The organism is Maritimibacter sp. 55A14 (assembly GCF_003122205.1).
Taxonomy (GTDB): domain Bacteria; phylum Pseudomonadota; class Alphaproteobacteria; order Rhodobacterales; family Rhodobacteraceae; genus QEYE01.
Genome location: NZ_QEYE01000006.1, coordinates 22989 through 41787 on the forward strand (window position 1 = coordinate 22989; position 18799 = coordinate 41787).

The window sequence follows — 18799 nt, forward strand, 5'->3', positions numbered from 1 at the left end:
GGCTCAGAACCGGACTTCGATCGCGCCCTCCGTGATTTCCGCCGCCAGCGCCGGACGGTGCGCGCTTCCCAATTCCCGCAGCAGCCCGAAATGCACGTCCGCCGGGGTTAGTGGCACCTCGGCGTGCGGATCGGTCAGCGCCTGCCAAAGCTGCATGCGAATCCGGAACTTCTCGGCCCGGGCCACGACCCGCCAGCCCGCCGGACCGCGCATGGCGCGAATCTCGCCGCCATAGGGCATCGCGCCCTCCAGGCACATGAGCGCCAGGAAGGCCAGTTTGACATCCATGCGCGGCAGGTTCTCGCGCGGCTCCCAGATGACGCCGATCCGCGATCCGCCGAAGCTTTCGTCGATGATGCGCGCCAGATCGTTGCGCGCCAGGGTTGCATCTGGCACGGCCATTCCGAAGGCGATGCGGAAGAAGCGGATGCGGGCATTCGCGTGGCTCACGCTCTGCGCGATGAGCGACATTTCCGGGCTTTGCGGAACACCGCCCAATTCCAGAAGCTCCAGCCCATTGCCGATCGCGCCCAGCGGGCTTATCAGGTCATGACAGATGCGCGAGCCGAGCAGCGCCGCCAGTTCCGTGCTGTCAGCAGGCATGGCGCATCTCCAGCGCCAATTTGAAAGGGCGCCCGATGAATTCGAACGATTTTCTGGAACCCGGTATGCTGGTGCGCCATCCGGACGCGCCGGAATGGGGCACTGGCCAGGTCCAGTCGGTCATCGGCGGCCGTATCACGGTGAATTTCCAGGAAGCAGGCAAAGTGGTGATAGACGGCGCGCGTGTTGAGCTCATTGTAATCCCCGACCCTTGATGTGGAACAACCGTTCCAGTTATCAGAGTAGGGACAACTCTGGGTGGTGTCCAGCTTCGATGCCAGCCGACGCATGTTGCATTCGGGCGGCTGCGAGCCTATCAGGTGGCTGACCTCAGGGATGGGAGCGGACAGTCCGCCGACATGCACTCCGACGACCGCCATTTCGAGCTTCGGCTCGCCCGTTCAGAGCGTGACCTGAAGGCCGCGCAGCGCCTGCGCTACGAGGTCTTTGTCGAAGAACTCGGCGGCGACGGGCCCGGCGTGGATCACGCGGCGCGGCTGGAGAGCGACCGGCACGATCCCTACTTCGACCACTTGCTGCTCATCGACCGGCGGCGCGATGCCGAGGCGCTGGAGGACGTGGTCGGGGTCTACCGGCTGCTCAAGGGGGCGGATGCGGAACGCGCCGGCGGTTTCTACAGCGCCGCCGAATACGACCTCACGCCGCTGCTGGCGAGCGGACGCAGCCTGCTGGAGCTTGGCCGATCCTGCGTGCATGCAGACTATCGCGGCGGCACGGCGATGTATTATCTGTGGAACGCGCTGGCCGCCTATGTGCAGGAGCACGGGATCGAGATCATGTTCGGGGTGGCCAGCTTTCACGGCACCGATGTGGACGCACTGGCGCAGCCGCTGGCCTTTCTCTATCACAACTACCTGGCGCCCGAGGATATCAGGGTGCGGGTGCACGATCATGTGCGCACCGAGATGAACCGCATCCCCGCCGACCGCGTGGACCGCCGCACGGCGATGCAGGAAACGCCGGCGCTCATCAAGGCGTATCTGCGACTGGGCGGTTTCGTGGGCGACGGGGCTTATGTCGATCATGCGTTCAACACCACCGATGTCTGTCTGCTGATGGACACCGCCCGCATGTCCGAGCGGCACCGCAGTTTCTACGTGCGCAGCCGCGGGAGCTGACCCGATGAACCCCACATGGCAGTCGGAGGAGCCGCCCGAGATGCCGCAGATCGACGCGGCGGGCTGGGTCAGGGCGCTGCTGCGCGGCATCGTGCTGGGTGTCGTGGTCTATGGCGGGCTGGCGGTTTTCCTGCTTATCCGGCTTTTCGAGTGGCCCTTCGGCCGGCCGGTCACGCCCTGGATCACGCAAGGGGTCTGCAAGGCGTCCTTCGCGATCCTGGGGATAGGGTTTCGCTGGCGCGGTCGGCCCATGACGGCGCGCGGCGCGGTTGTGGCCAATCATGCGTCCTGGCTCGATATCTTCGCGCTCAACGCGGCGCAGCGCATCTTCTTCGTCTCCAAGGCCGAGGTGCGCGGCTGGCCGGGGATCGGCCCGCTGGCGCGCGCGACGGGCACGGTCTTCATCGAGCGCGACCGCCGCCATGCCAGCGCCCAGAAAACCATCTTCGAAGACCGGCTGCGGCGCGGCGACAAGCTGCTCTTCTTTCCCGAGGGCACCAGCACCGACAGCACCCGCGTCCTGCCGTTCAAATCGACGCTTTTCCAGGCATTCTTCGCGCCCGAGATCGTCGAATTCATGCATGTCCAGCCGGTCACGGTGGTCTATCACGCGCCGCGGGGCGCGGATCCCCGCTTCTATGGCTGGTGGGGGGACATGGATTTCGGGCGCCATCTTCTGAAGGTGCTGGCCGCCCCGCTACAGGGCGAGGTGGAGGTCGTCTTCCACACGCCGGTGCGGGTCGCGGAGTTTCCGCACCGCAAGGCGCTGACGCTCTATTGCGAGGCGCGGGTGCGCGAGGGCATGGATCTGGAGTGAGGCTGGCTCAGTCCAGCGGCGCGACGAGGCGCAGCAGGGCGGCCAGAGGGTCTTCCTCGGACCAGATCTCGGGACCGATCCCGAAGAAATCGGCCACCGGCGCGAAGTCTTCGATCAACTCGTGCGTCAGCGCGCCTTCGGCCACCACAGGCAGCTCGATCATCTCCGACCACCAGCGGAAGAGATCGCGTTCCGCTACCGTGCCGTCGCCCAGCGGCGTCGCGCCCACCGGCCCGAAGGAGACATAATCCGCGCCCGCCTCGCCGGCGTTCAGACCGGCATGGCGCGAGGCGCCGCAATGCGCCCCGATGATCGCGTCGCCGCCCAGGTCCTTGCGGACCGTGCGCAGGTTCCGGCCGCCATCGGGCAGGTGCACGCCGTCGAGGCCCAGCCGTTCGACAAGCCGGAAATGCGTGTCGATAACCAGCGGGATGTCGCGGTCATGCGCGATCGGGCGCAGCGCGTCGGCGGCGCGCGCGATATCGTCCTCGTCGTCGGCGGCCAGCGCCAGGCGCAGGCAGGCGATGTCGCGCCCGTCCATGACCCGCGCGAGCGTGTCGGGAAAGCTCGACAGCGCGATGGCGGGCGGGGTGATGAGGTAGATCTGCGGCTGTTCTGCGTCGCTCATGGCGGGTACTTCTTCAGGATTCCGGCCCTCTTAGCGCGGATCGCGCGGCTTGGCTACTTCGGCGGCAGCGTGGTCACGAAATTCTTTGCCAGCCCCAGCCAGGTGGCGCGGGCCGCGTCGTCGGCCAGCACCTCCAGGTCCGTTTCTATGATCCCGCCCATCTTCCGCCCGGTGAAATCCATCGGGCGCGCGCCGGGGATCGCAAGTGCGGCAGGCTCGCTGGCCTTGCCGACACGGTACATCGCGCCGCGCGCATGGATCCCGCAGAGCATGTGGCCGTGCCAGAGGAAACAGAGCCCGCCGAACATCCGGCGTTCCGTCAGCCCGTCGAGATCGGCCAGATCCTCGCGCATCGTCTCGGCGGCGCCTTCGTCGTAAGCCATTGCCGTGGCTCCCTTGCATGGGCGGGGTGGCCAGCGTATCACGCCTGCGGCGGGGGCGGGAGAGGGCGCAGGCATGACGGGCGACGACAGGGACGAGACTTGGGACGGGCCGCAGCCCGCCTTCGTGCTGGTCAATCCGCAGATGGGCGAGAATATCGGCGGCGCGGCCCGCGCGATGTGGAATTTCGGGCTGGAGCGGATGCGCGTCGTGGCCCCGCGTGACGGCTGGCCCAACCCCAAGGCGGTGGCGATGGCCAGCGGGGCGGGGCGGCTGCTGGACAGGGCGGGGCTCTTTGCGGGCACGTCCGATGCCGTCGCCGACCTGAACTTCGTCTTCGCCACGACCGCGCGGCCACGGGAACTGACCAAGCCGGTCGTCTCGCCCGAACGCGCGATGGAACAGGCCCGCTCGATGATCGCCGAAGGCCAGCAGGTGGGTGTGCTCTTCGGCCCCGAACGCGCGGGACTGACCAATGACGACGTGGCGCGCGCGAACGCCATCATCTCGGTACCCGTGAACCCGGCCTTTCCGTCGCTAAACCTGGCGCAATGCGTCTTGCTGACCGCCTATGAGTGGCGGCGGCAGAGCGCGGAAATAATCCCCGAAGCGGCCGAGATGGCGCGCACCCGCTATGCCAGCGCGGGTGAGGTCGCGAAGCTGGTCGAGCGGTACGAGAACACGCTGGAAGCGGCGCATTTCTTCTGGCCCGAGCACAAGGCGGCCAGCATGCGCCGGGCGCTGCGCAACATGTTCGGGCGGTTGCCGCTGACCCTGACCGATGTGCAGATGCTGCACGGGATCATGCGCCGGATGGCGCGGCGCGACGGCACGGGCAGAGACGGCGACGAAGAGACCTGACGGCTTGAAGGGGGCAGGGGCGCGGCCTATCGTCTGCGCGACGGTCCGGGGAGAGGCAGATGAGCGGCAAGCGCAGTATTTTCGAGGAAGTGGACAAGGCGGATCGCGGGCAGGACGCACCGCAGGGCGGCGTGATCGACCGTGCCCGGCGCGGGGCGCGCGGGCCGATCCGCGCCTGGCTGATCCTGCTCTTCGCGCTGGTGGTCGCGATGATCGCCGTGGGCGGTCTGACCCGGCTGACCGACAGCGGCCTGTCGATCACCGAATGGAAGCCGGTCACCGGCGCGCTGCCGCCGCTTTCCGCCGCCGAGTGGCAGTCGGAATTCGACAAATACCGCGCCAGCCCGGAATACCGGCTGGTCAACAGCGGCATGACGCTGGAGGCGTTCAAGACGATCTACTGGTGGGAATGGGGCCACCGCCAGCTTGGCCGGGTGATCGGCGCGGTCTGGGCGCTGGGGTTCCTGTGGTTCCTCCTGCGCCGGCGCATTCCCGCGGGCTGGACCGGGCGGCTGCTGGGGCTGGGCGCGCTTGGCGGGCTTCAGGGCGCGATCGGCTGGTGGATGGTGTCGTCCGGGCTGACCGGGCAGATGGTGGACGTGGCGTCCTACCGGCTGGCGGTGCATCTGGGTCTGGCCTTCGCGATCCTGGCGCTCATAGCCTGGTACGTGCTGGCCCTTGGCCGGGAGGAGCGCGACCTGATGCAGGCCCGCCGCAGCGCCGAGACCCGCCTCAAGGGACTGGCGACGGGGCTGCTGCACCTGGCCATTCTTCAGATACTCCTCGGCGCGCTGGTCGCCGGCATCGACGCGGGCCGCGGCTTTCCCACCTGGCCGCTGATGAATGGCAGCTTCTTCCCGGCTGACGCCTTCTACGTGCCGGGCGGCGGCGCGGGCTGGCGGGCCTTCTTCGAAAACCCCGGCCTCGTGCAGTTCGTGCACCGGATGACGGGCTATCTGCTGCTGGCCTTCGCGATCTTCGCCTGGTGGCGCAGCCGGTCGAGTGCGCGCGTCGCCACGCGCCGCGCCTTCGACTGGGTCGCGGTTGGGCTCTTCGGGCAGGTCGTGCTGGGCATCGTCACGGTGCTGTACGCCGCCGCCTGGCCGGTTGCGATCCTGCACCAGTTGGGCGCGGTGGCGGTCGTCGTGCTGATCCTGCGCGCCCGGTTCCAGGCGCTCTATCCCCGCGCGCAGGCCCTGCGATGAGCGCCTTCGACGATCTGATGGCCTTCCAGCGCGAGACCGAGGCGCTGTCGGGCATCGCGGGGCTCCTGTCCTGGGATCAGGAAGCAATGATGCCGCGCGGCGGTGCCGCCCAGCGGGCCGAGGCGATGGGCGCGATAGAGTCGGTCCTGCATGCAAGGCGCACCGACCCGCGCATGGCCGACTGGCTGGCCGCGATCGACGATGCCGCGCTGGACGCGACGGGCCGCGCGAAGATGCGCCATATCCGCCGCGACCATGCCCGCGCGGTGAAAGTGCCCGCAGCGCTTGCCGCCGAGATCGCCCGCGTCACCTCGCGCGCGCAGGGTGTCTGGGCCGAGGCGCGGGCGGCGGAGGATTTCGCCGCCTTCGCGCCGGTCCTGGCCGAGGTCGTCGCGCTCCGCCGCGAGGAAGCGGCGGCGCTGGCCGAGACGGGCACGCCCTATGACGCGTTGCTCGACGATTACGAGCCGGGCGCGACCGGGGCGGAGTTGGAGGCGCTCTTCGGGCGGCTGCGCCCGCGCCTCGTGGCGCTGCAAGACGCGGTTCTGGACCGCCCGCAGCCCGAAATGCCGCGTTTCGAATTCGCGCCGGAGCATCAGATGCACATCGCGCGCGAAATGGCGGCGGTTTTTGGGTACGACTTCACTCGCGGGCGCATCGACAAGTCGGTGCATCCCTTTTCCTCGGGCTCCGGGGACGATGTGCGGATCACGACCCGCGTCGATCCGCGCGATCCGTTCAACTGCTTCTACTCGACCATCCACGAGGTCGGCCACGCGACCTATGAGCAGGGGATCGACCCGGCATATCGCCTCACCCCGCTTGGGCATGGCGTGTCGATGGGCGTGCATGAAAGCCAGAGCCGGATCGTCGAGAACCAGCTTGGCCGCGGGCGGCCCTTTACCGGATGGCTCTACGGGCGTATGCGCGACCTCTTCGGCGATTTCGCCATTCCGGATGCCGAGACGTTCCACCGCCTCGTCAACCGCGTCCATCGCGGCTTCATCCGGACCGAAGCCGACGAGGTGCAGTACAATCTGCATGTGCTGCTGCGCTTCGACCTGGAGCGCGCGCTGGTCGCGGGTAGCCTCGCGGTGAACGATCTGGAGGATGCATGGAATGCCCGGTTCGAGGAGGATTTCGGTTATGCGGTGGACCGGCCCGCGAACGGCGTGCTTCAGGACGTACACTGGTCGGTCGGGCTGTTCGGCTATTTCCCGACCTACACGCTGGGCAATGTCTATGCCGGCTGTCTCTACCAGGCGCTGCGTGATGCGGTGCCGACGCTCGACGTGGATCTGGCGCGCGGCGATGCCGGGCCGGCGATGGCCTGGCTCCGGCAGAACGTGCAGCGCCATGGCGGGCTTTACACCCCCCGCGCGCTGATCGAGCGCGCCACCGGCCACAGCCCGACCGAGGCGCCGCTGCTGGACTACCTGGAAGCCAAGTTCGGCGCCGCCTGAGGGCGGGCGGCTATTCCGGCCAGTCGGGCTTGCGTTTCTCGATGAAGGCGCTGATGCCCTCCTCGGTGTCGCGGTGGAGCATGTTCTCCACCATCACCGCGCCGGTATGGGCATAGGCGGCTTCGAGCGGCATCTCGATCTGCTCGTAGAAGGCGCGTTTGCCGATCTTCACCGCGCTCGACAGCTTGGCCGCCACGATCTCGGCAAGTTCGCGGGCCTCGCTTTCCAGCATGTCCGGGGCCACGGCGCGGTTGATGAGGCCCTGACGTTCGGCCTCCACCGCCTCGATGAAGCCGCCGGTGGTCAGCATCTCGAAGGCTTTCTTGCGGTGGATGTTGCGCGACAGCGCCACCATCGGGGTCGAGCAGAAAAGCCCGATATTGACCCCGTTGACGCCGAAACGGGTGCCCTCGGCCGCCACCGCCATGTCGCAGCTCGCCACGAGCTGGCAGCCCGCCGCGGTGGCAATGCCGTGGACCTGCGCGATCACTGGCTGGGGCAGGGCGGGGATGGTCGTCATCATCCGCGCGCATTTGTCGAAGAGTGCCTTGAAGGCGGCGCGCCCGCCATCGGGGGACTGGCGCGCGGCCGTCATCTCCTTCAGGTCGTGGCCGGCGCAGAACGCCTTGCCGTTGCCGCGCAGGACGACCGCGCGGATGGAACGGTCCTGCGCCAGCGCATCGAATTCGGATTGCAGGGCATCGAGCATCGCATCGGAGAGCGCGTTGAGGCTGGCCGGTGCGTTCATGGTCAGCGTCCGGACATGCCCGGCATCGTCGCGCAGAAGGATCGGATCGGCCATTCAGCCCCCCCTTGTACCTGGATGGATTTGCGGCAAGTCTAGCGCCCGGCAGGTTCAAGGGAAAGGCAGGACATGGCAGTAAAGATGACCGGCGCCGAGATGGAGGCGCTTCTGGTCCGCGAGTACCCGCAGGTGGCCGGGGATTTCAAGGTCGAGAGCGTCTCGGAGACCAGGCTGGTTTTGCGCATGAAGGTCAATAACAGCCATCTGCGGCCCGGCGGTACCGTCTCGGGGCCGTCGATGTTCACGCTGGTCGATCTGGCGATGTATCTCGCCACCATGGCGCTGATCGGGCCCAAGGTGCTGGCGGTGACGACCAATTGCAGCATCGACTTCATGCGCAAGCCCAAGCTGGGCGATCTGTTGGGCGAGGCGCGGGTTCTGAAACTGGGCCGGCAACTGGCGGTGGGCGATGTGGTGATCTATTCGGAAAGGATGGACAAGCCTGTGGCGCGGGCCAGCCTGACCTATTCCATTCCGCGGGAGACGTGACGGAAACCGGCCGGATTATGGGGTATTTTGATACCTAATTTTCAACACATTGAAAATACGCGCATAAATCCGCCGAGGATGCCTTGACTGCGTCGCGCAATAGGATAGAACGCCGCCTCAGTTGACTTCGTGGCGCGGGGCTCCGCGCGCGTTCCATCTATCCAGGGCAGACCAGATGAAAACCTTTACGGCAAAACCGGCCGATATCGAGAAGAAATGGATCCTGATCGACGCTGAAGGCGTCGTTCTGGGCCGTCTCGCTTCGATCATCGCCATGCGGCTGCGCGGAAAGCACAAGCCGTCCTTCACCCCCCATATGGACATGGGCGACAATGTGATCGTCATCAACGCGGACAAGGTGCAACTCACCGGCAAGAAGCGCGACGACAAGATCCATTACTGGCACACCGGTCATCCCGGCGGCATCAAGAGCCGCACCGCGGGCCAGATCCTCGAGGGCGATCATCCCGAGCGTGTCGTCACGCAAGCGGTCAAGCGGATGCTGCCCGGCGGCAAGCTCAGCCGCCAGCAGATGACCAACCTGCGCGTCTTCGCCGGCGCCGAGCACTCGCACGACGCCCAGCAGCCGGAAGTGCTGGATGTCAAAGCGATGAACCCGAAGAACACCCGGAGTGCGAAGTGATGGCCGAAGAAATCAAATCCCTCGACGACTTGAAATCGGCGGTCGATACCTCCGCGATGGAAGATACCGCGGCACCCGAGGCCGCGATCGAACGCACCCCGCAGCGCGACGAATTGGGCCGCTCCTACGCGACCGGCAAGCGCAAGGACGCGGTGGCCCGCGTCTGGATCAAGCCGGGTTCCGGCAAGGTTGTGGTCAACGGCAAGGAGATCGGCACGTATTTTGCGCGTCCGGTGCTGCAGATGATCTTGCGCCAGCCCTTCACCGTGGCCGGTGTGGAAGACCAGTTCGACGTGCATGCGACCGTCAAGGGCGGTGGCCTGTCGGGACAGGCCGGCGCGGTCAAGCACGGCATCAGCCGCGCGCTGCAACTCTACGATCCCAGCCTGCGCGCGCCGCTCAAGGCGGCCGGTTTCCTGACCCGCGACGCCCGCGTGGTGGAGCGCAAGAAGTACGGCCGCCGCAAGGCCCGCCGCAGCTTCCAGTTCTCGAAGCGCTGATATCCGGTCCGATGGACAAGGGCAGGGGGCCGCGCCAGTCGCGGCCCCCTTCTTCTATGCGCAGTGTCAGTCACCGCAGCGTCACGGGCGCGTCATATTGCTGGAATGGACAGGGCGATTGCGCTATCCGGATGGCACGTGTGATCGGGTATCGGAACGGGGATATGGACCGGCGCGCATTGGCCACGCGGGAAATCAGCTATGCCTCCTCGGCGCAGACGCGGGGCGGACGGGCCGTCATCCGTGCCGTCGAGAACGCGACCGGGCGCCTGCGGCTGATCCGGCGCGCCGAAGGCTATGAGCGCGAGGTCGCCACGGGCCGCGATTTCTGGGAGGTGATGGTCGGCCGCTACGGGCTCTCGCTGGAGTTGACCGGCGGAAGCCTGGAAAACATCCCCGCCGAAGGCCCGCTCGTGGTGATCGCGAACCATCCATACGGCATCCTGGACGGGCTGATGCTGGGCCATATCCTGAGCCGCACGCGCGGCGATTTTCGCATCCTGGCGCATCGCGTTTTTCGCCGCGCCGAGGAGATCAACCGCGTCATCCTGCCGATCAGCTTCGACGACACGAAGGACGCGATCCGCCAGAATATCGAGACCCGCCGCGACGCACATGACATCCTGGGCCGGGGCGGCTGTATCGGCGTCTTTCCGGGTGGTACCGTTTCCACGGCACCCACGCCCTTCGGCGCGCCGATGGACCCCGGCTGGCGCAACTTCACCGCGCGGCTGATCGCGAAATCCGGCGCCGCGGTGGTGCCGGTCTTCTTCGAGGGTGCCAATTCGCGGCTTTTCCAGTTGGCCAGCCACGTCCATTCGACCCTGCGGCTGGCACTTCTGATTCAGGAGTTCCGAAAACGGGTGGACAATCCGGTGCGTGCCGGCATCGGCGCACCGATCCCGCGGGACAGGATGTCGCTCCATGACGGCAACCCGCGCGCTATGATGGATTTCCTGCGTGCAGAGACGTATAAGCTGTCACCGAGCCCGTTGAAAACGCTCGGCTACGGCTTCGAGTTCGAGGAAAGACACAAGCACTGATGGCAGTAGGCATTTTCGATTCGGGCCTGGGCGGGCTCACGGTTCATGAGGCCATCACCCGTGCTTTGCCGGACCTGCCGCTGGTCTATTTCGGTGACAGCGCCAATGCGCCCTACGGCGTGCGCGATCCCGACGATATCTATGCGCTGACCTGCAAGGGTGTGGCGCGGCTCTGGCAGGAGGGGTGTGATCTGGTCATCCTGGCCTGCAACACCGCCTCGGCCGCCGCACTACGCCGGATGCAGGAGGCCGGCCTGCCCGAAGGCAAGCGCGTGCTGGGCGTGTTCGTGCCGCTGATCGAGGCTGTGACAGAACGGCAATGGGGCGACAACTCGCCGCCGCGGGAGGTGGCTGTGAAGCATGTGGCGCTTTTCGCGACGCCCGCCACCGTGTCGAGTCGCGCCTTCCAGCGTGAGCTGGCATTCCGCGCCGTGGGCGTCGATGTCGAGGCGCAGCCCTGCGGCGGGCTGGTCGACGCGATCGAGCAGGGCGACCTGATCCTGGCGGAGGCGCTGGTGCGCTCGCATGTGGAGGCGTTGCAGCGGCGGATGCCCAGGCCGGAGGCGGCAGTGCTGGGATGCACCCATTACCCGCTGCTGGAGGAGATTTTCCAGGACGAACTCGGCCCGCATGTTCGTGTGTTCAGCCAGGCGAGCCTGGTCGCGGTCAGCCTGACCGACTACCTGGAGCGGCATCCCGGGATGCGCGGCTCCGGCGCCGGCGACATCTACCTGACCACGGGTGACGCGGCGCGCGTCTCGCGCCAGGCCACGCGCTTCATGCGACGCAAGATCGCGTTTGTCGCGGCCTGAATTGCATCGCGCCGCGCGCGCGCCTACATCACCGTTAACCAAGGAAAGTCACGCTTCATGACGACGCAGAATATCGCCATCCTCGGGGCCTCCGGCTATACCGGCGCCGAACTCGTCCGCCTGATCGCGACACATCCCTCGATGCGCGTCACGGCGTTGGCGGCGGACCGCAAGGCGGGTCTCGCGATGGGCGATGTCTTCCCGCATCTGGCGCATCTCGACCTGCCGGCGCTGGTGCGGATCGAGGAGATCGACTTCGACGGTGTCGATCTTGTCTTCTGTGCACTTCCTCATGCTACGAGCCAGTCCGTTATCAAGGACTTGCCGGGCGATGTTAAGGTTGTTGACCTGAGCGCCGATTTCCGCCTGCGCGACATTGCCGCCTATGAAGCGTGGTACGGGCAGCCGCATATCGCGCCGGAATTGCAGGAAGAGGCCGTCTATGGCCTGACGGAGTTCTACCGCGACGATATCCGCGTGGCGCGGCTGGTTGCCGGCACCGGCTGCAACGCGGCGACGGGCATGTATGCGATCCTGCCGTTGCTGGCGGCGGGCGTGATCGACCCCGACGAGATCATCATCGACCTCAAGACCGGGGTGTCGGGCGCCGGGCGTTCGGCCAAGGAAGGCCTGTTGCACAGCGAGGTATCGGAGGGCGTGCATGCCTATAACGTGGCCAAGCACAGGCACCTGGCCGAGTTCGACCAGGAGTTCAGCCGTGCGGCTGGGCGCGATGTGCTCGTGACCTTCACGCCGCATTTACTGCCTCAGAACAGAGGGATACTGGCCACGGTTTATGTGCGGGGCGAGGCAGATGACATTCAGGCCGCACTGGAAGCGCGCTACGGCGCGGAGCCGTTCCTGCACGTCCTGCCAATGGGCGGGACGCCGGCCACGCGGCATGTGCGTGGCTCCAACCTGGTGCATCTGGGCGTGGTCGCCGACCGGGTGCCGGGCCGCGCCATCGTCTTCGCCGCGCTTGACAATCTGACCAAGGGCTCCAGCGGGCAGGCGATCCAGAACGCCAACCTGATGCTGGGGCTGGAAGAGACCGCGGGGCTGATGCTGGCCCCGCTCTTTCCATGAGGTAGGACATGCACGGGCTCAAGAAGAAACGCAGAATCCAGTTGATCGTGATCGCCTTCGTGGCCCTTGCCGTGGCCACCGGGCTGGTCGGCTATGCGCTGCGCGACGGCATCAACTTCTTCCGCAGCCCCTCGGAGGTGGCGGCGACCCCGCCCCCCGACAGCGAGGTGTTCCGCCTGGGCGGACTGGTGGAAACGGGCACGCTGACCCGCGGCGCGGGCGAGACGGTGAGCTTCAGCGTCACCGATGGCGGCGCGTCGGTCCCCGTCACCTATCGCGGCGTGCTGCCCGATCTCTTCGCCGAGGGGCAAGGCATGATCGGCACCGGTTCCTACGTGAACGGTATCTTCGTAGCCACTGAAATCCTTGCCAAACATGACGAGGATTACATGCCGAAGGAAGTGACCGACGCGCTCAAGGAACAGGGCGTCTACAAGCCGGCGAACGCTGCGGAAGGCGGATATTAACATCGGCTTAGGGATCATGGACGCGCAACTGGGCAAGGATGCGCGGCATGAAAACGGTAGAACAACTGGCACGTGAGATCGTCGCCCGCGAGGGCGGCTTCGTGGAGGATCCCGACGATCCGGGCGGGGCGACGAATCATGGGGTCACGATCGGCACGATGCGTCGGCTAGGGCTCGACCTGACGGACGACGGGCAGGTGGATGCGGGGGATGTGAAACTCCTGACCCAAGCGCAAGCCGTGGAGATATTCGTCGAGCATTTCTTCCGCCGACCCCGCATCGACGCGCTGCCGGCGGCTGTTCAGGCATCCGTCTTCGACATGTATGTGAACGCGGGCGGGAATGCCGTGAAGATACTGCAACGGCTGCTGCGTGACATGGGGCTGGAGGTCGCCATCGACGGCGCGGTCGGGCCACGGACCATCGCCGCGGCGGAGGCTGCGACCAACATGGCGCCGGAGCATCTGACCGACGCCTACGGGATCGCGCGGCGCAACTACTATTACGCGCTGGCCGATCGGCGCCCGGCCTCGCGCAAGTTCGCCCGCAGTCGCGACGGTGGCAAGGGCGGATGGATCCGGCGGGCCGAGGAATTCATCGCGCCGCGCTATCACCTGACAGAGGCCGAACACAAGGCGCGGGTGGCGTCATGGGCGTGATCGGGACGGTTCTGGGCGGGCTCTTCGGGGCCGGGCGCAATGTCATCACCGAGACCGCCGAGGTCTTCACCCCGAACGCCACGCGGCGGATGGAATTGGGGCACGAAGCCTTCACCGCCGTTCTGGATCAGGCAGCGGCGGAGTACGCGCAGGCCCCGGCGGGCGGGTTCGACCGTTTCGTCAACGGGCTGAACAGGCTGCCGCGCCCGGCGCTGGCGCTCGGCACGCTGGGGCTCTTCGCCTATGCGATGGCCGATCCGCCGGGCTTTGCGGAACGCATGCAGGGGCTGGCCCATGTGCCCGAGCCGCTCTGGTGGTTGCTGGGCGCGATCGTGAGCTTCTATTTCGGCGCACGGGAGATGCATTACCAGCGCCGCCCGCGGCCGGAGACCGCAATGCCGGCGCGCATCGCCGGATCGGACAGTTCGGACAACCCCGCGCTGGCCGACTGGGAAAACTCCCGCCCCCGAGACCAATGATCGCAATGTGATTTCCCGCTGATCGGGTTATGTCTATGCTCAATGGGGCGTAGCCATGCTGGAGCGGCAACATGATCACTGAACTTGGGCATTTCGCGCTTGTGCTGGCCTTCCTGATCTCACTGGTGCAGGCCACCGTGCCGATGATCGGAGCGGCCCGTGGATGGGGCGGCTGGATGGACGTGGCGGTGCCTGCGGCATCGGCACAGTTCTTTCTGGTCGCCTTCTCCTTCGGGGCGCTGACCTGGGCTTTCGTGACCTCCGATTTCAGCCTCGATCTGGTGGTGGCCAACAGCCATTCCGCGAAGCCGATGCTCTACAAGGTGACGGGCGTGTGGGGCAATCACGAGGGCTCGATGCTGCTCTGGGTGCTGATCCTGGTACTGTTCGGCGCCATGCTGGCCTGGTTCGGCGGGAACGTGCCGCCACGGCTCAAGGCGCGCGCGCTGGCGGTGCAGGCGATGATCGGCGCGGCCTTCATGGCCTTCACGCTGCTGACGTCGAACCCGTTCCTGCGCTCGGCCGTGGCGCCGCTTGACGGGCAGGATCTGAACCCGCTCCTGCAAGACCCGGGCCTGGCCTTCCACCCGCCCTTCCTCTACCTGGGCTATGTCGGGCTTTCCATGTCCTTCAGCTTCGCGGTCGCGGCGCTGATCGAGGGGCGGGTCGACGCCGCCTGGGCGCGCTGGGTGCGGCCCTGGACGCTGGCGGCCTGGATGTTCCTGACCGTGGGCATCGCGTTGGGATCCTGGTGGGCCTATTACGAACTGGGCTGGGGCGGCTTCTGGTTCTGGGATCCGGTCGAGAACGCCTCCTTCATGCCCTGGCTCATCGCCGCGGCCCTGCTGCATTCCGCGATTGTGGTGGAGAAGCGCGAGAGCCTGAAAAGCTGGACCATCCTGCTGGCGATCATGGCCTTCGGCTTCTCGCTGATCGGCACGTTCATCGTGCGTTCCGGCGTCATCACCTCGGTCCATGCCTTCGCCAACGATCCTGAGCGCGGGGTATTCATCCTGGCGATCCTGGGTGTCGCGCTCGGCGGGGCGCTGACACTTTACGCCGCACGGGCCGGCGCGCTGGAGGCCAAGGGTGTCTTCGGCCTGCTCAGCCGCGAATCGGCACTGGTGCTCAACAACATCCTGCTGGCGGTGGCCTGTTTCGTCGTCTTTTTCGGTACGATCTGGCCGCTGGTGGCGGAACTTGCCTTCGACCGCAAGCTGTCGGTCGGGGCGCCCTTCTTCGACATGGCTTTCACGCCCTTCATGATCGCCATCGCGATGGCCCTGCCGATCGGCGCGATCATGCCCTGGAAACGTGCGCGGATGGGCCGCGTGATGCGCCCGCTCTGGGGCGCGGCGGCGCTGTCGGTGGCGCTCGGGGCACTGATCTGGGCAATGCAGACTGGCGGCTCGGCCCTGGCGCCGGTGGGCGTGGCGCTGGCGGCCTGGCTGCTTCTGGGCAGCGCCGTCGATCTTTGGCAGAAGGCGGGGAGCGGTAAGGCTGGCCTTGCTGGCAGCCTGCGACGGCTGGCGCGGCTGCCGCGCGCCGACTGGGGCAAGGCGCTGGCGCATGGCGGGCTGGGCCTGACGATCTTCGGCGTGGCCACGATCACCGCCTGGCAGGTGGAGGATATCCGCGTCGCGCAGGTGGGCGATCGGTTCGACGTCGCCGGTTTCGAGATCGCATTCGACAGCGTGGAGGAGGTCGAGGGACCGAATTACCTCTCCACCACCGGGCATTTCACGGTCCGCCGCGATGGCTCCGACATCGCCCGTCTGGCGCCGGAGAAACGGGTCTACCCGGTGGCGGCCATGCCCACGACCGAGGCCGCGATCCATCAGAGCCTGGCGCGGGACATCTATCTGGTGATCGGTGACGCGCAGGCGGGCGGGGGCTATGCGGTGCGCAGCTACATCAAGCCCTTCGCGAACTGGATCTGGCTGGGCTCCATCATCATGGCCCTGGGCGGGCTCCTCAGCCTCAGCGACCGGCGCTACCGGGTGGCGGCTGGCGCGCGGCGCGCGGCCCCCGGCGCAGTCGCGGCGGAGTAGGGGCGATGAAGCTCCTGATCCTGATCCTGCTACTGCTGGCCATGCCGGCCTTTGCCGTCCAGCCCGACGAGATTCTGGACGACCCCGCGCTGGAGGCGCGCGCGCGCGACATCTCCGCCGGGCTGCGCTGCCTCGTCTGCCGCAACGAGAGCATCGACGAGTCCAACGCCGATCTGGCACGCGACCTGCGGCTTCTGGTGCGCGAGCGTCTGGTGGCGGGCGACAGCGATGCGGAGGTCGTCGATTTCATCGTAGCGCGCTACGGGGAATACGTACTGCTCCAGCCGCGCGCGACGGGCTCGAGCATCGTGCTCTGGGCGGCGGGGCCGGTCATGCTGCTGATCGGCCTGGGCATCGGCGTGGCGTATCTGCGCCGCCGCCGGGACGCTGCGCCCCCGCCCGCCGAGGCGCTGAGCCCCGAGGAGGAGGCGCGCCTGAAGGAGATCATGAAGGACTGACCCCGCGTCGCCCTTTCGCCGGGCATAATCTTCGCTAAGCTGCCCACCGACCGCAGACAGGAACCCCGCCCGATGCAATACGACACGATCCGATATTCCCTGCGCGACGACATCGCGATCGTCACCTTCCGCCGTCCGGAAGTGATGAACGCGCTCAACACGCAAATGCGCGCCGAACTGACCCATGCGGTCAAGTCCGCGGGCGAAGAGGCGCGGGTGCTGGTGCTGACGGGCAAGGGGCGGGCCTTCTGCTCGGGCCAGGATCTGGGCGACCGGGCGGCGGTCTCCAATATCGACCTGGAGCGGGTGCTGCGCGAGGAATACGAGCCGCTCCTGCGCGAGATCACCGATTGCCCGATTCCGACAATCTCCGCCGTCAACGGTGCGGCCGCGGGGGCAGGGGCCAATCTGGCGCTGGCCGCCGATGTGGTCATCGCCGCCGAATCCGCGAGTTTCCTGCAAGCCTTCGCCCGGATCGGGCTCATCCCCGATGCCGGCGGCACCTACTGGCTGCCGCGTCAGGTCGGGCTGGCGCGCGCCATGGGGGCGGCTTTATTCGCCGAGCCGGTGAGCGCCCGGCAGGCCGCCGAGTGGGGCATGATCTGGGAGGCGGTGCCGGACGCGGATTTCGAGGCGCATTGGTACGCGCGCGCTGCGCAACTGGCGCAGGGGCCGACCGCGGCCTATGCGCGGATCAAGCAGGCGATGCGGGCGAGCTTTGCCAACGACCTGGAGGCGCAGCTCGATCTGGAGGCGCATCTACAGGGCGAGGCGGGCAGAACCCGCGACTTCAAGGAAGGCGTTCTGGCCTTTCTGGAAAAACGGCCGGCGCGTTACGAAGGGCGCTGAGCGTTCATTCGGTGCCCCGGTAGGGCTCCACATATTGCAGGGCCATGTCCCAGGGGAAGAAAATCCAGGTGTCCTGGCTGACCTCGGTGACGAATGTGTTGACCTGCGCCCGGCCCTGCGGCTTGGCATAGACGGTGGCCACATGCGCCTTGGGCAGCAGGGCGCGGACGACCTCCAGCGTGCGGCCGGTGTCCACGAGATCATCGACGATCAGAACACCCGTGCCATCGCCCATGAGATCCATATCCGGCGACTTGATGACGCTCGGTTCGCTCTGGGTCTGGTGGTTGTAGGATTTGACCGAGATTGTGTCGACGGTGCGGATGTCGAGCTCGCGCGCGACGATCATCGCGGGCGCCATTCCGCCGCGGGTGATCGCCACCACCGCGCGCCAGCCGCCATCCACGGGGCCGTGGCCGTCGAGCCGCCAGGCCAATGCGCGCGCGTCGCGGTGCAATTGATCCCAGCTTACATGGAAGCCCTTCTCGTGCGGCAGCCGGTCGTTCATGTTACTGCCCGTCCGGCTTGACCGGCGCCACCGCGTCCATGTCCGGCGCGTCGGCCCGCTTCATGCCCACGATATGATAGCCGGCATCGACGTGATGCACCTCGCCGGTCACGCCCGAGCCCATATCGGAAAGCAGGTAGAGCGCCGAACTGCCGACCTCGCTCTGGTCGATATTGCGCTTGAGCGGTGCATTCAGTTCGTTCCATTTCATGATGTAGCGGAAATCGCCGATGCCCGAGGCCGCCAATGTCCGAATCGTTCCCGCCGAGATCGCGTTGACACGGATGCCTTTGGGGCCCAGATCGGACGCGAGATAGCGCACCGAGGCTTCGAGCGCGGCTTTCGCGACCCCCATGACGTTGTAATGCGGCATCACCTTCTCAGCGCCGTAATAGGTCAGCGTCAGCATCGAGCCGCCTTCGCGCATCAGCTTCTCCGCCCGCGCCGCGACCGCGGTGAAGGAATAGACCGAGATATCCATGGTGGAGCGGAAGTTCTCCGGCGTGCAATCGACGTAGCGGCCGCGCAGTTCGTCCTTGTTGGAATAGCCGATCGCATGGACGACGAAATCCAGCCCGCCCCATTCTTGTTCCAGCGTCTCGAAAAGCGCGTCCATGGACGCGCCGTCGGAGACGTCGCAGGGCAGCACATGCTTCACCCCGATGGAGGCGGCCAGTGGGTCCACCCGTTTCTTGAGTTGTTCACCCTGGTAGGAGAAAGCCATTTCCGCGCCCGCTTCCGCGCAGGCGCGTGCGATGCCCCAGGCGATGGACTTGTCGTTCGCGACGCCCATGATGAGCCCGCGCTTTCCCTGCATCAACCCGGTTGACATTGACATCCCCTGAACGACCTT

General features: G+C 66.8%; 24 protein-coding genes. 18 read left to right on the top strand and 6 right to left on the bottom strand.

The window, feature by feature from the left end:
• Nucleotides 1-3: 3 nt before the first annotated feature.
• Nucleotides 4-603, bottom strand: a complete 600-nt coding sequence (locus DDZ14_RS06450) for a histidine phosphotransferase family protein (protein ID WP_109424139.1) — start codon at nt 601-603, stop codon at nt 4-6.
• A 35-nt stretch (nt 604-638) separates the two neighbouring features.
• On the opposite strand from DDZ14_RS06450, the gene DDZ14_RS06455 reads away from it, so the two are divergent.
• The 3 genes from DDZ14_RS06455 (at nt 639) to DDZ14_RS06465 (ending at nt 2559) form a co-directional block, all read left to right on the top strand.
• A complete protein-coding gene (locus tag DDZ14_RS06455) occupies nt 639-818 on the top strand; it encodes a DUF3553 domain-containing protein (protein WP_109424140.1) in 180 nt (59 codons plus the stop codon).
• Between the two features lie 144 nt (nt 819-962).
• Complete coding sequence (locus DDZ14_RS06460; protein ID WP_109424141.1) at nt 963-1742, top strand: GNAT family N-acetyltransferase; 780 nt, start codon at nt 963-965, stop codon at nt 1740-1742.
• A 4-nt stretch (nt 1743-1746) separates the two neighbouring features.
• Complete coding sequence (locus DDZ14_RS06465) at nt 1747-2559, top strand: 1-acyl-sn-glycerol-3-phosphate acyltransferase (protein WP_109424142.1); 813 nt, start codon at nt 1747-1749, stop codon at nt 2557-2559.
• Between the two features lie 7 nt (nt 2560-2566).
• On the opposite strand, the gene DDZ14_RS06470 is transcribed toward DDZ14_RS06465, so the two are convergent.
• Nucleotides 2567-3187 carry a thiamine phosphate synthase gene (locus DDZ14_RS06470; protein WP_109424143.1) on the bottom strand — a complete coding sequence of 207 codons (621 nt, stop codon included), beginning with the start codon at nt 3185-3187 and terminating at the stop codon, nt 2567-2569.
• Nucleotides 3188-3240: 53 nt separating this feature from the next.
• Nucleotides 3241-3570: a TfoX/Sxy family protein gene (locus tag DDZ14_RS06475; protein ID WP_109424144.1), complete on the bottom strand. Its 330-nt coding sequence runs from the start codon at nt 3568-3570 to the stop codon at nt 3241-3243.
• Nucleotides 3571-3643: 73 nt separating this feature from the next.
• Between DDZ14_RS06475 and DDZ14_RS06480 the strand changes: the two genes are divergently transcribed.
• Genes DDZ14_RS06480 through DDZ14_RS06490 form a run of 3 tightly spaced genes read left to right on the top strand, consistent with a single transcriptional unit; the run spans nt 3644 to nt 7097 of the window.
• Nucleotides 3644-4429, top strand: a complete 786-nt coding sequence (locus DDZ14_RS06480; RefSeq protein ID WP_109424145.1) for an RNA methyltransferase — start codon at nt 3644-3646, stop codon at nt 4427-4429.
• A 59-nt stretch (nt 4430-4488) separates the two neighbouring features.
• Nucleotides 4489-5634, top strand: coding sequence for a heme A synthase (ctaA, locus tag DDZ14_RS06485; RefSeq protein WP_109424146.1), 1146 nt, complete (start codon nt 4489-4491; stop codon nt 5632-5634).
• Nucleotides 5631-7097 (top strand): carboxypeptidase M32, encoded by a 1467-nt coding sequence (locus DDZ14_RS06490; RefSeq protein WP_109424147.1) that lies wholly within the window; start codon nt 5631-5633, stop codon nt 7095-7097. The genes ctaA and DDZ14_RS06490 overlap by 4 nt, the downstream gene beginning before the upstream one ends.
• Before the next feature lie 10 nt (nt 7098-7107).
• On the opposite strand, the gene DDZ14_RS06495 is transcribed toward DDZ14_RS06490, so the two are convergent.
• Nucleotides 7108-7899, bottom strand: coding sequence for an enoyl-CoA hydratase (locus DDZ14_RS06495; RefSeq protein WP_109424148.1), 792 nt, complete (start codon nt 7897-7899; stop codon nt 7108-7110).
• 72 nt (nt 7900-7971) lie between these two features.
• Between DDZ14_RS06495 and DDZ14_RS06500 the strand changes: the two genes are divergently transcribed.
• From DDZ14_RS06500 to DDZ14_RS06555, 12 genes are all read left to right on the top strand, one after another.
• Nucleotides 7972-8391: a PaaI family thioesterase gene (locus DDZ14_RS06500; protein WP_109424149.1), complete on the top strand. Its 420-nt coding sequence runs from the start codon at nt 7972-7974 to the stop codon at nt 8389-8391.
• Between the two features lie 175 nt (nt 8392-8566).
• Nucleotides 8567-9034 carry a 50S ribosomal protein L13 gene (gene rplM, locus DDZ14_RS06505; protein WP_109424150.1) on the top strand — a complete coding sequence of 156 codons (468 nt, stop codon included), beginning with the start codon at nt 8567-8569 and terminating at the stop codon, nt 9032-9034.
• Complete coding sequence (gene rpsI / locus DDZ14_RS06510) at nt 9034-9534, top strand: 30S ribosomal protein S9 (RefSeq protein ID WP_109424151.1); 501 nt, start codon at nt 9034-9036, stop codon at nt 9532-9534. Before rplM ends, rpsI begins: the two co-directional genes overlap by 1 nt.
• A 164-nt stretch (nt 9535-9698) precedes the next feature.
• Nucleotides 9699-10577, top strand: a complete 879-nt coding sequence (locus DDZ14_RS06515; protein WP_109424287.1) for a lysophospholipid acyltransferase family protein — start codon at nt 9699-9701, stop codon at nt 10575-10577.
• A complete protein-coding gene (locus DDZ14_RS06520; RefSeq protein WP_109424152.1) occupies nt 10577-11389 on the top strand; it encodes a glutamate racemase in 813 nt (270 codons plus the stop codon). Before DDZ14_RS06515 ends, DDZ14_RS06520 begins: the two co-directional genes overlap by 1 nt.
• Before the next feature lie 57 nt (nt 11390-11446).
• A complete protein-coding gene (argC, locus tag DDZ14_RS06525; protein WP_109424153.1) occupies nt 11447-12475 on the top strand; it encodes an N-acetyl-gamma-glutamyl-phosphate reductase in 1029 nt (342 codons plus the stop codon).
• Between the two features lie 8 nt (nt 12476-12483).
• The gene (gene ccmE / locus DDZ14_RS06530; RefSeq protein WP_109424154.1) at nt 12484-12942 is read left to right on the top strand and encodes a cytochrome c maturation protein CcmE; all 459 of its coding nucleotides are present in this window, start codon (nt 12484-12486) and stop codon (nt 12940-12942) included.
• Nucleotides 12943-12989: 47 nt separating this feature from the next.
• Nucleotides 12990-13601: a holin-associated N-acetylmuramidase gene (locus DDZ14_RS06535; protein WP_109424288.1), complete on the top strand. Its 612-nt coding sequence runs from the start codon at nt 12990-12992 to the stop codon at nt 13599-13601.
• A complete protein-coding gene (locus DDZ14_RS06540) occupies nt 13592-14080 on the top strand; it encodes a holin family protein (RefSeq protein ID WP_109424155.1) in 489 nt (162 codons plus the stop codon). The genes DDZ14_RS06535 and DDZ14_RS06540 overlap by 10 nt, the downstream gene beginning before the upstream one ends.
• A 71-nt stretch (nt 14081-14151) precedes the next feature.
• Entirely contained in the window at nt 14152-16131 is a 1980-nt protein-coding gene (locus tag DDZ14_RS06545; protein ID WP_109424156.1) for a heme lyase CcmF/NrfE family subunit, read from the top strand.
• 5 nt (nt 16132-16136) lie between these two features.
• Nucleotides 16137-16589, top strand: coding sequence for a cytochrome c-type biogenesis protein (locus tag DDZ14_RS06550; RefSeq protein ID WP_109424157.1), 453 nt, complete (start codon nt 16137-16139; stop codon nt 16587-16589).
• Between the two features lie 72 nt (nt 16590-16661).
• Nucleotides 16662-17438: an enoyl-CoA hydratase-related protein gene (locus DDZ14_RS06555; protein ID WP_109424158.1), complete on the top strand. Its 777-nt coding sequence runs from the start codon at nt 16662-16664 to the stop codon at nt 17436-17438.
• A 4-nt stretch (nt 17439-17442) separates the two neighbouring features.
• Here the strand turns inward: DDZ14_RS06555 and gpt are convergent, their stop codons facing one another.
• Both gpt and fabI read right to left on the bottom strand, forming a co-directional pair.
• A complete protein-coding gene (gpt, locus tag DDZ14_RS06560; RefSeq protein ID WP_109424159.1) occupies nt 17443-17946 on the bottom strand; it encodes a xanthine phosphoribosyltransferase in 504 nt (167 codons plus the stop codon).
• Nucleotide 17947: 1 nt separating this feature from the next.
• Nucleotides 17948-18778 carry an enoyl-ACP reductase FabI gene (fabI, locus tag DDZ14_RS06565; protein WP_109424160.1) on the bottom strand — a complete coding sequence of 277 codons (831 nt, stop codon included), beginning with the start codon at nt 18776-18778 and terminating at the stop codon, nt 17948-17950.
• Nucleotides 18779-18799: the final 21 nt, after the last annotated feature.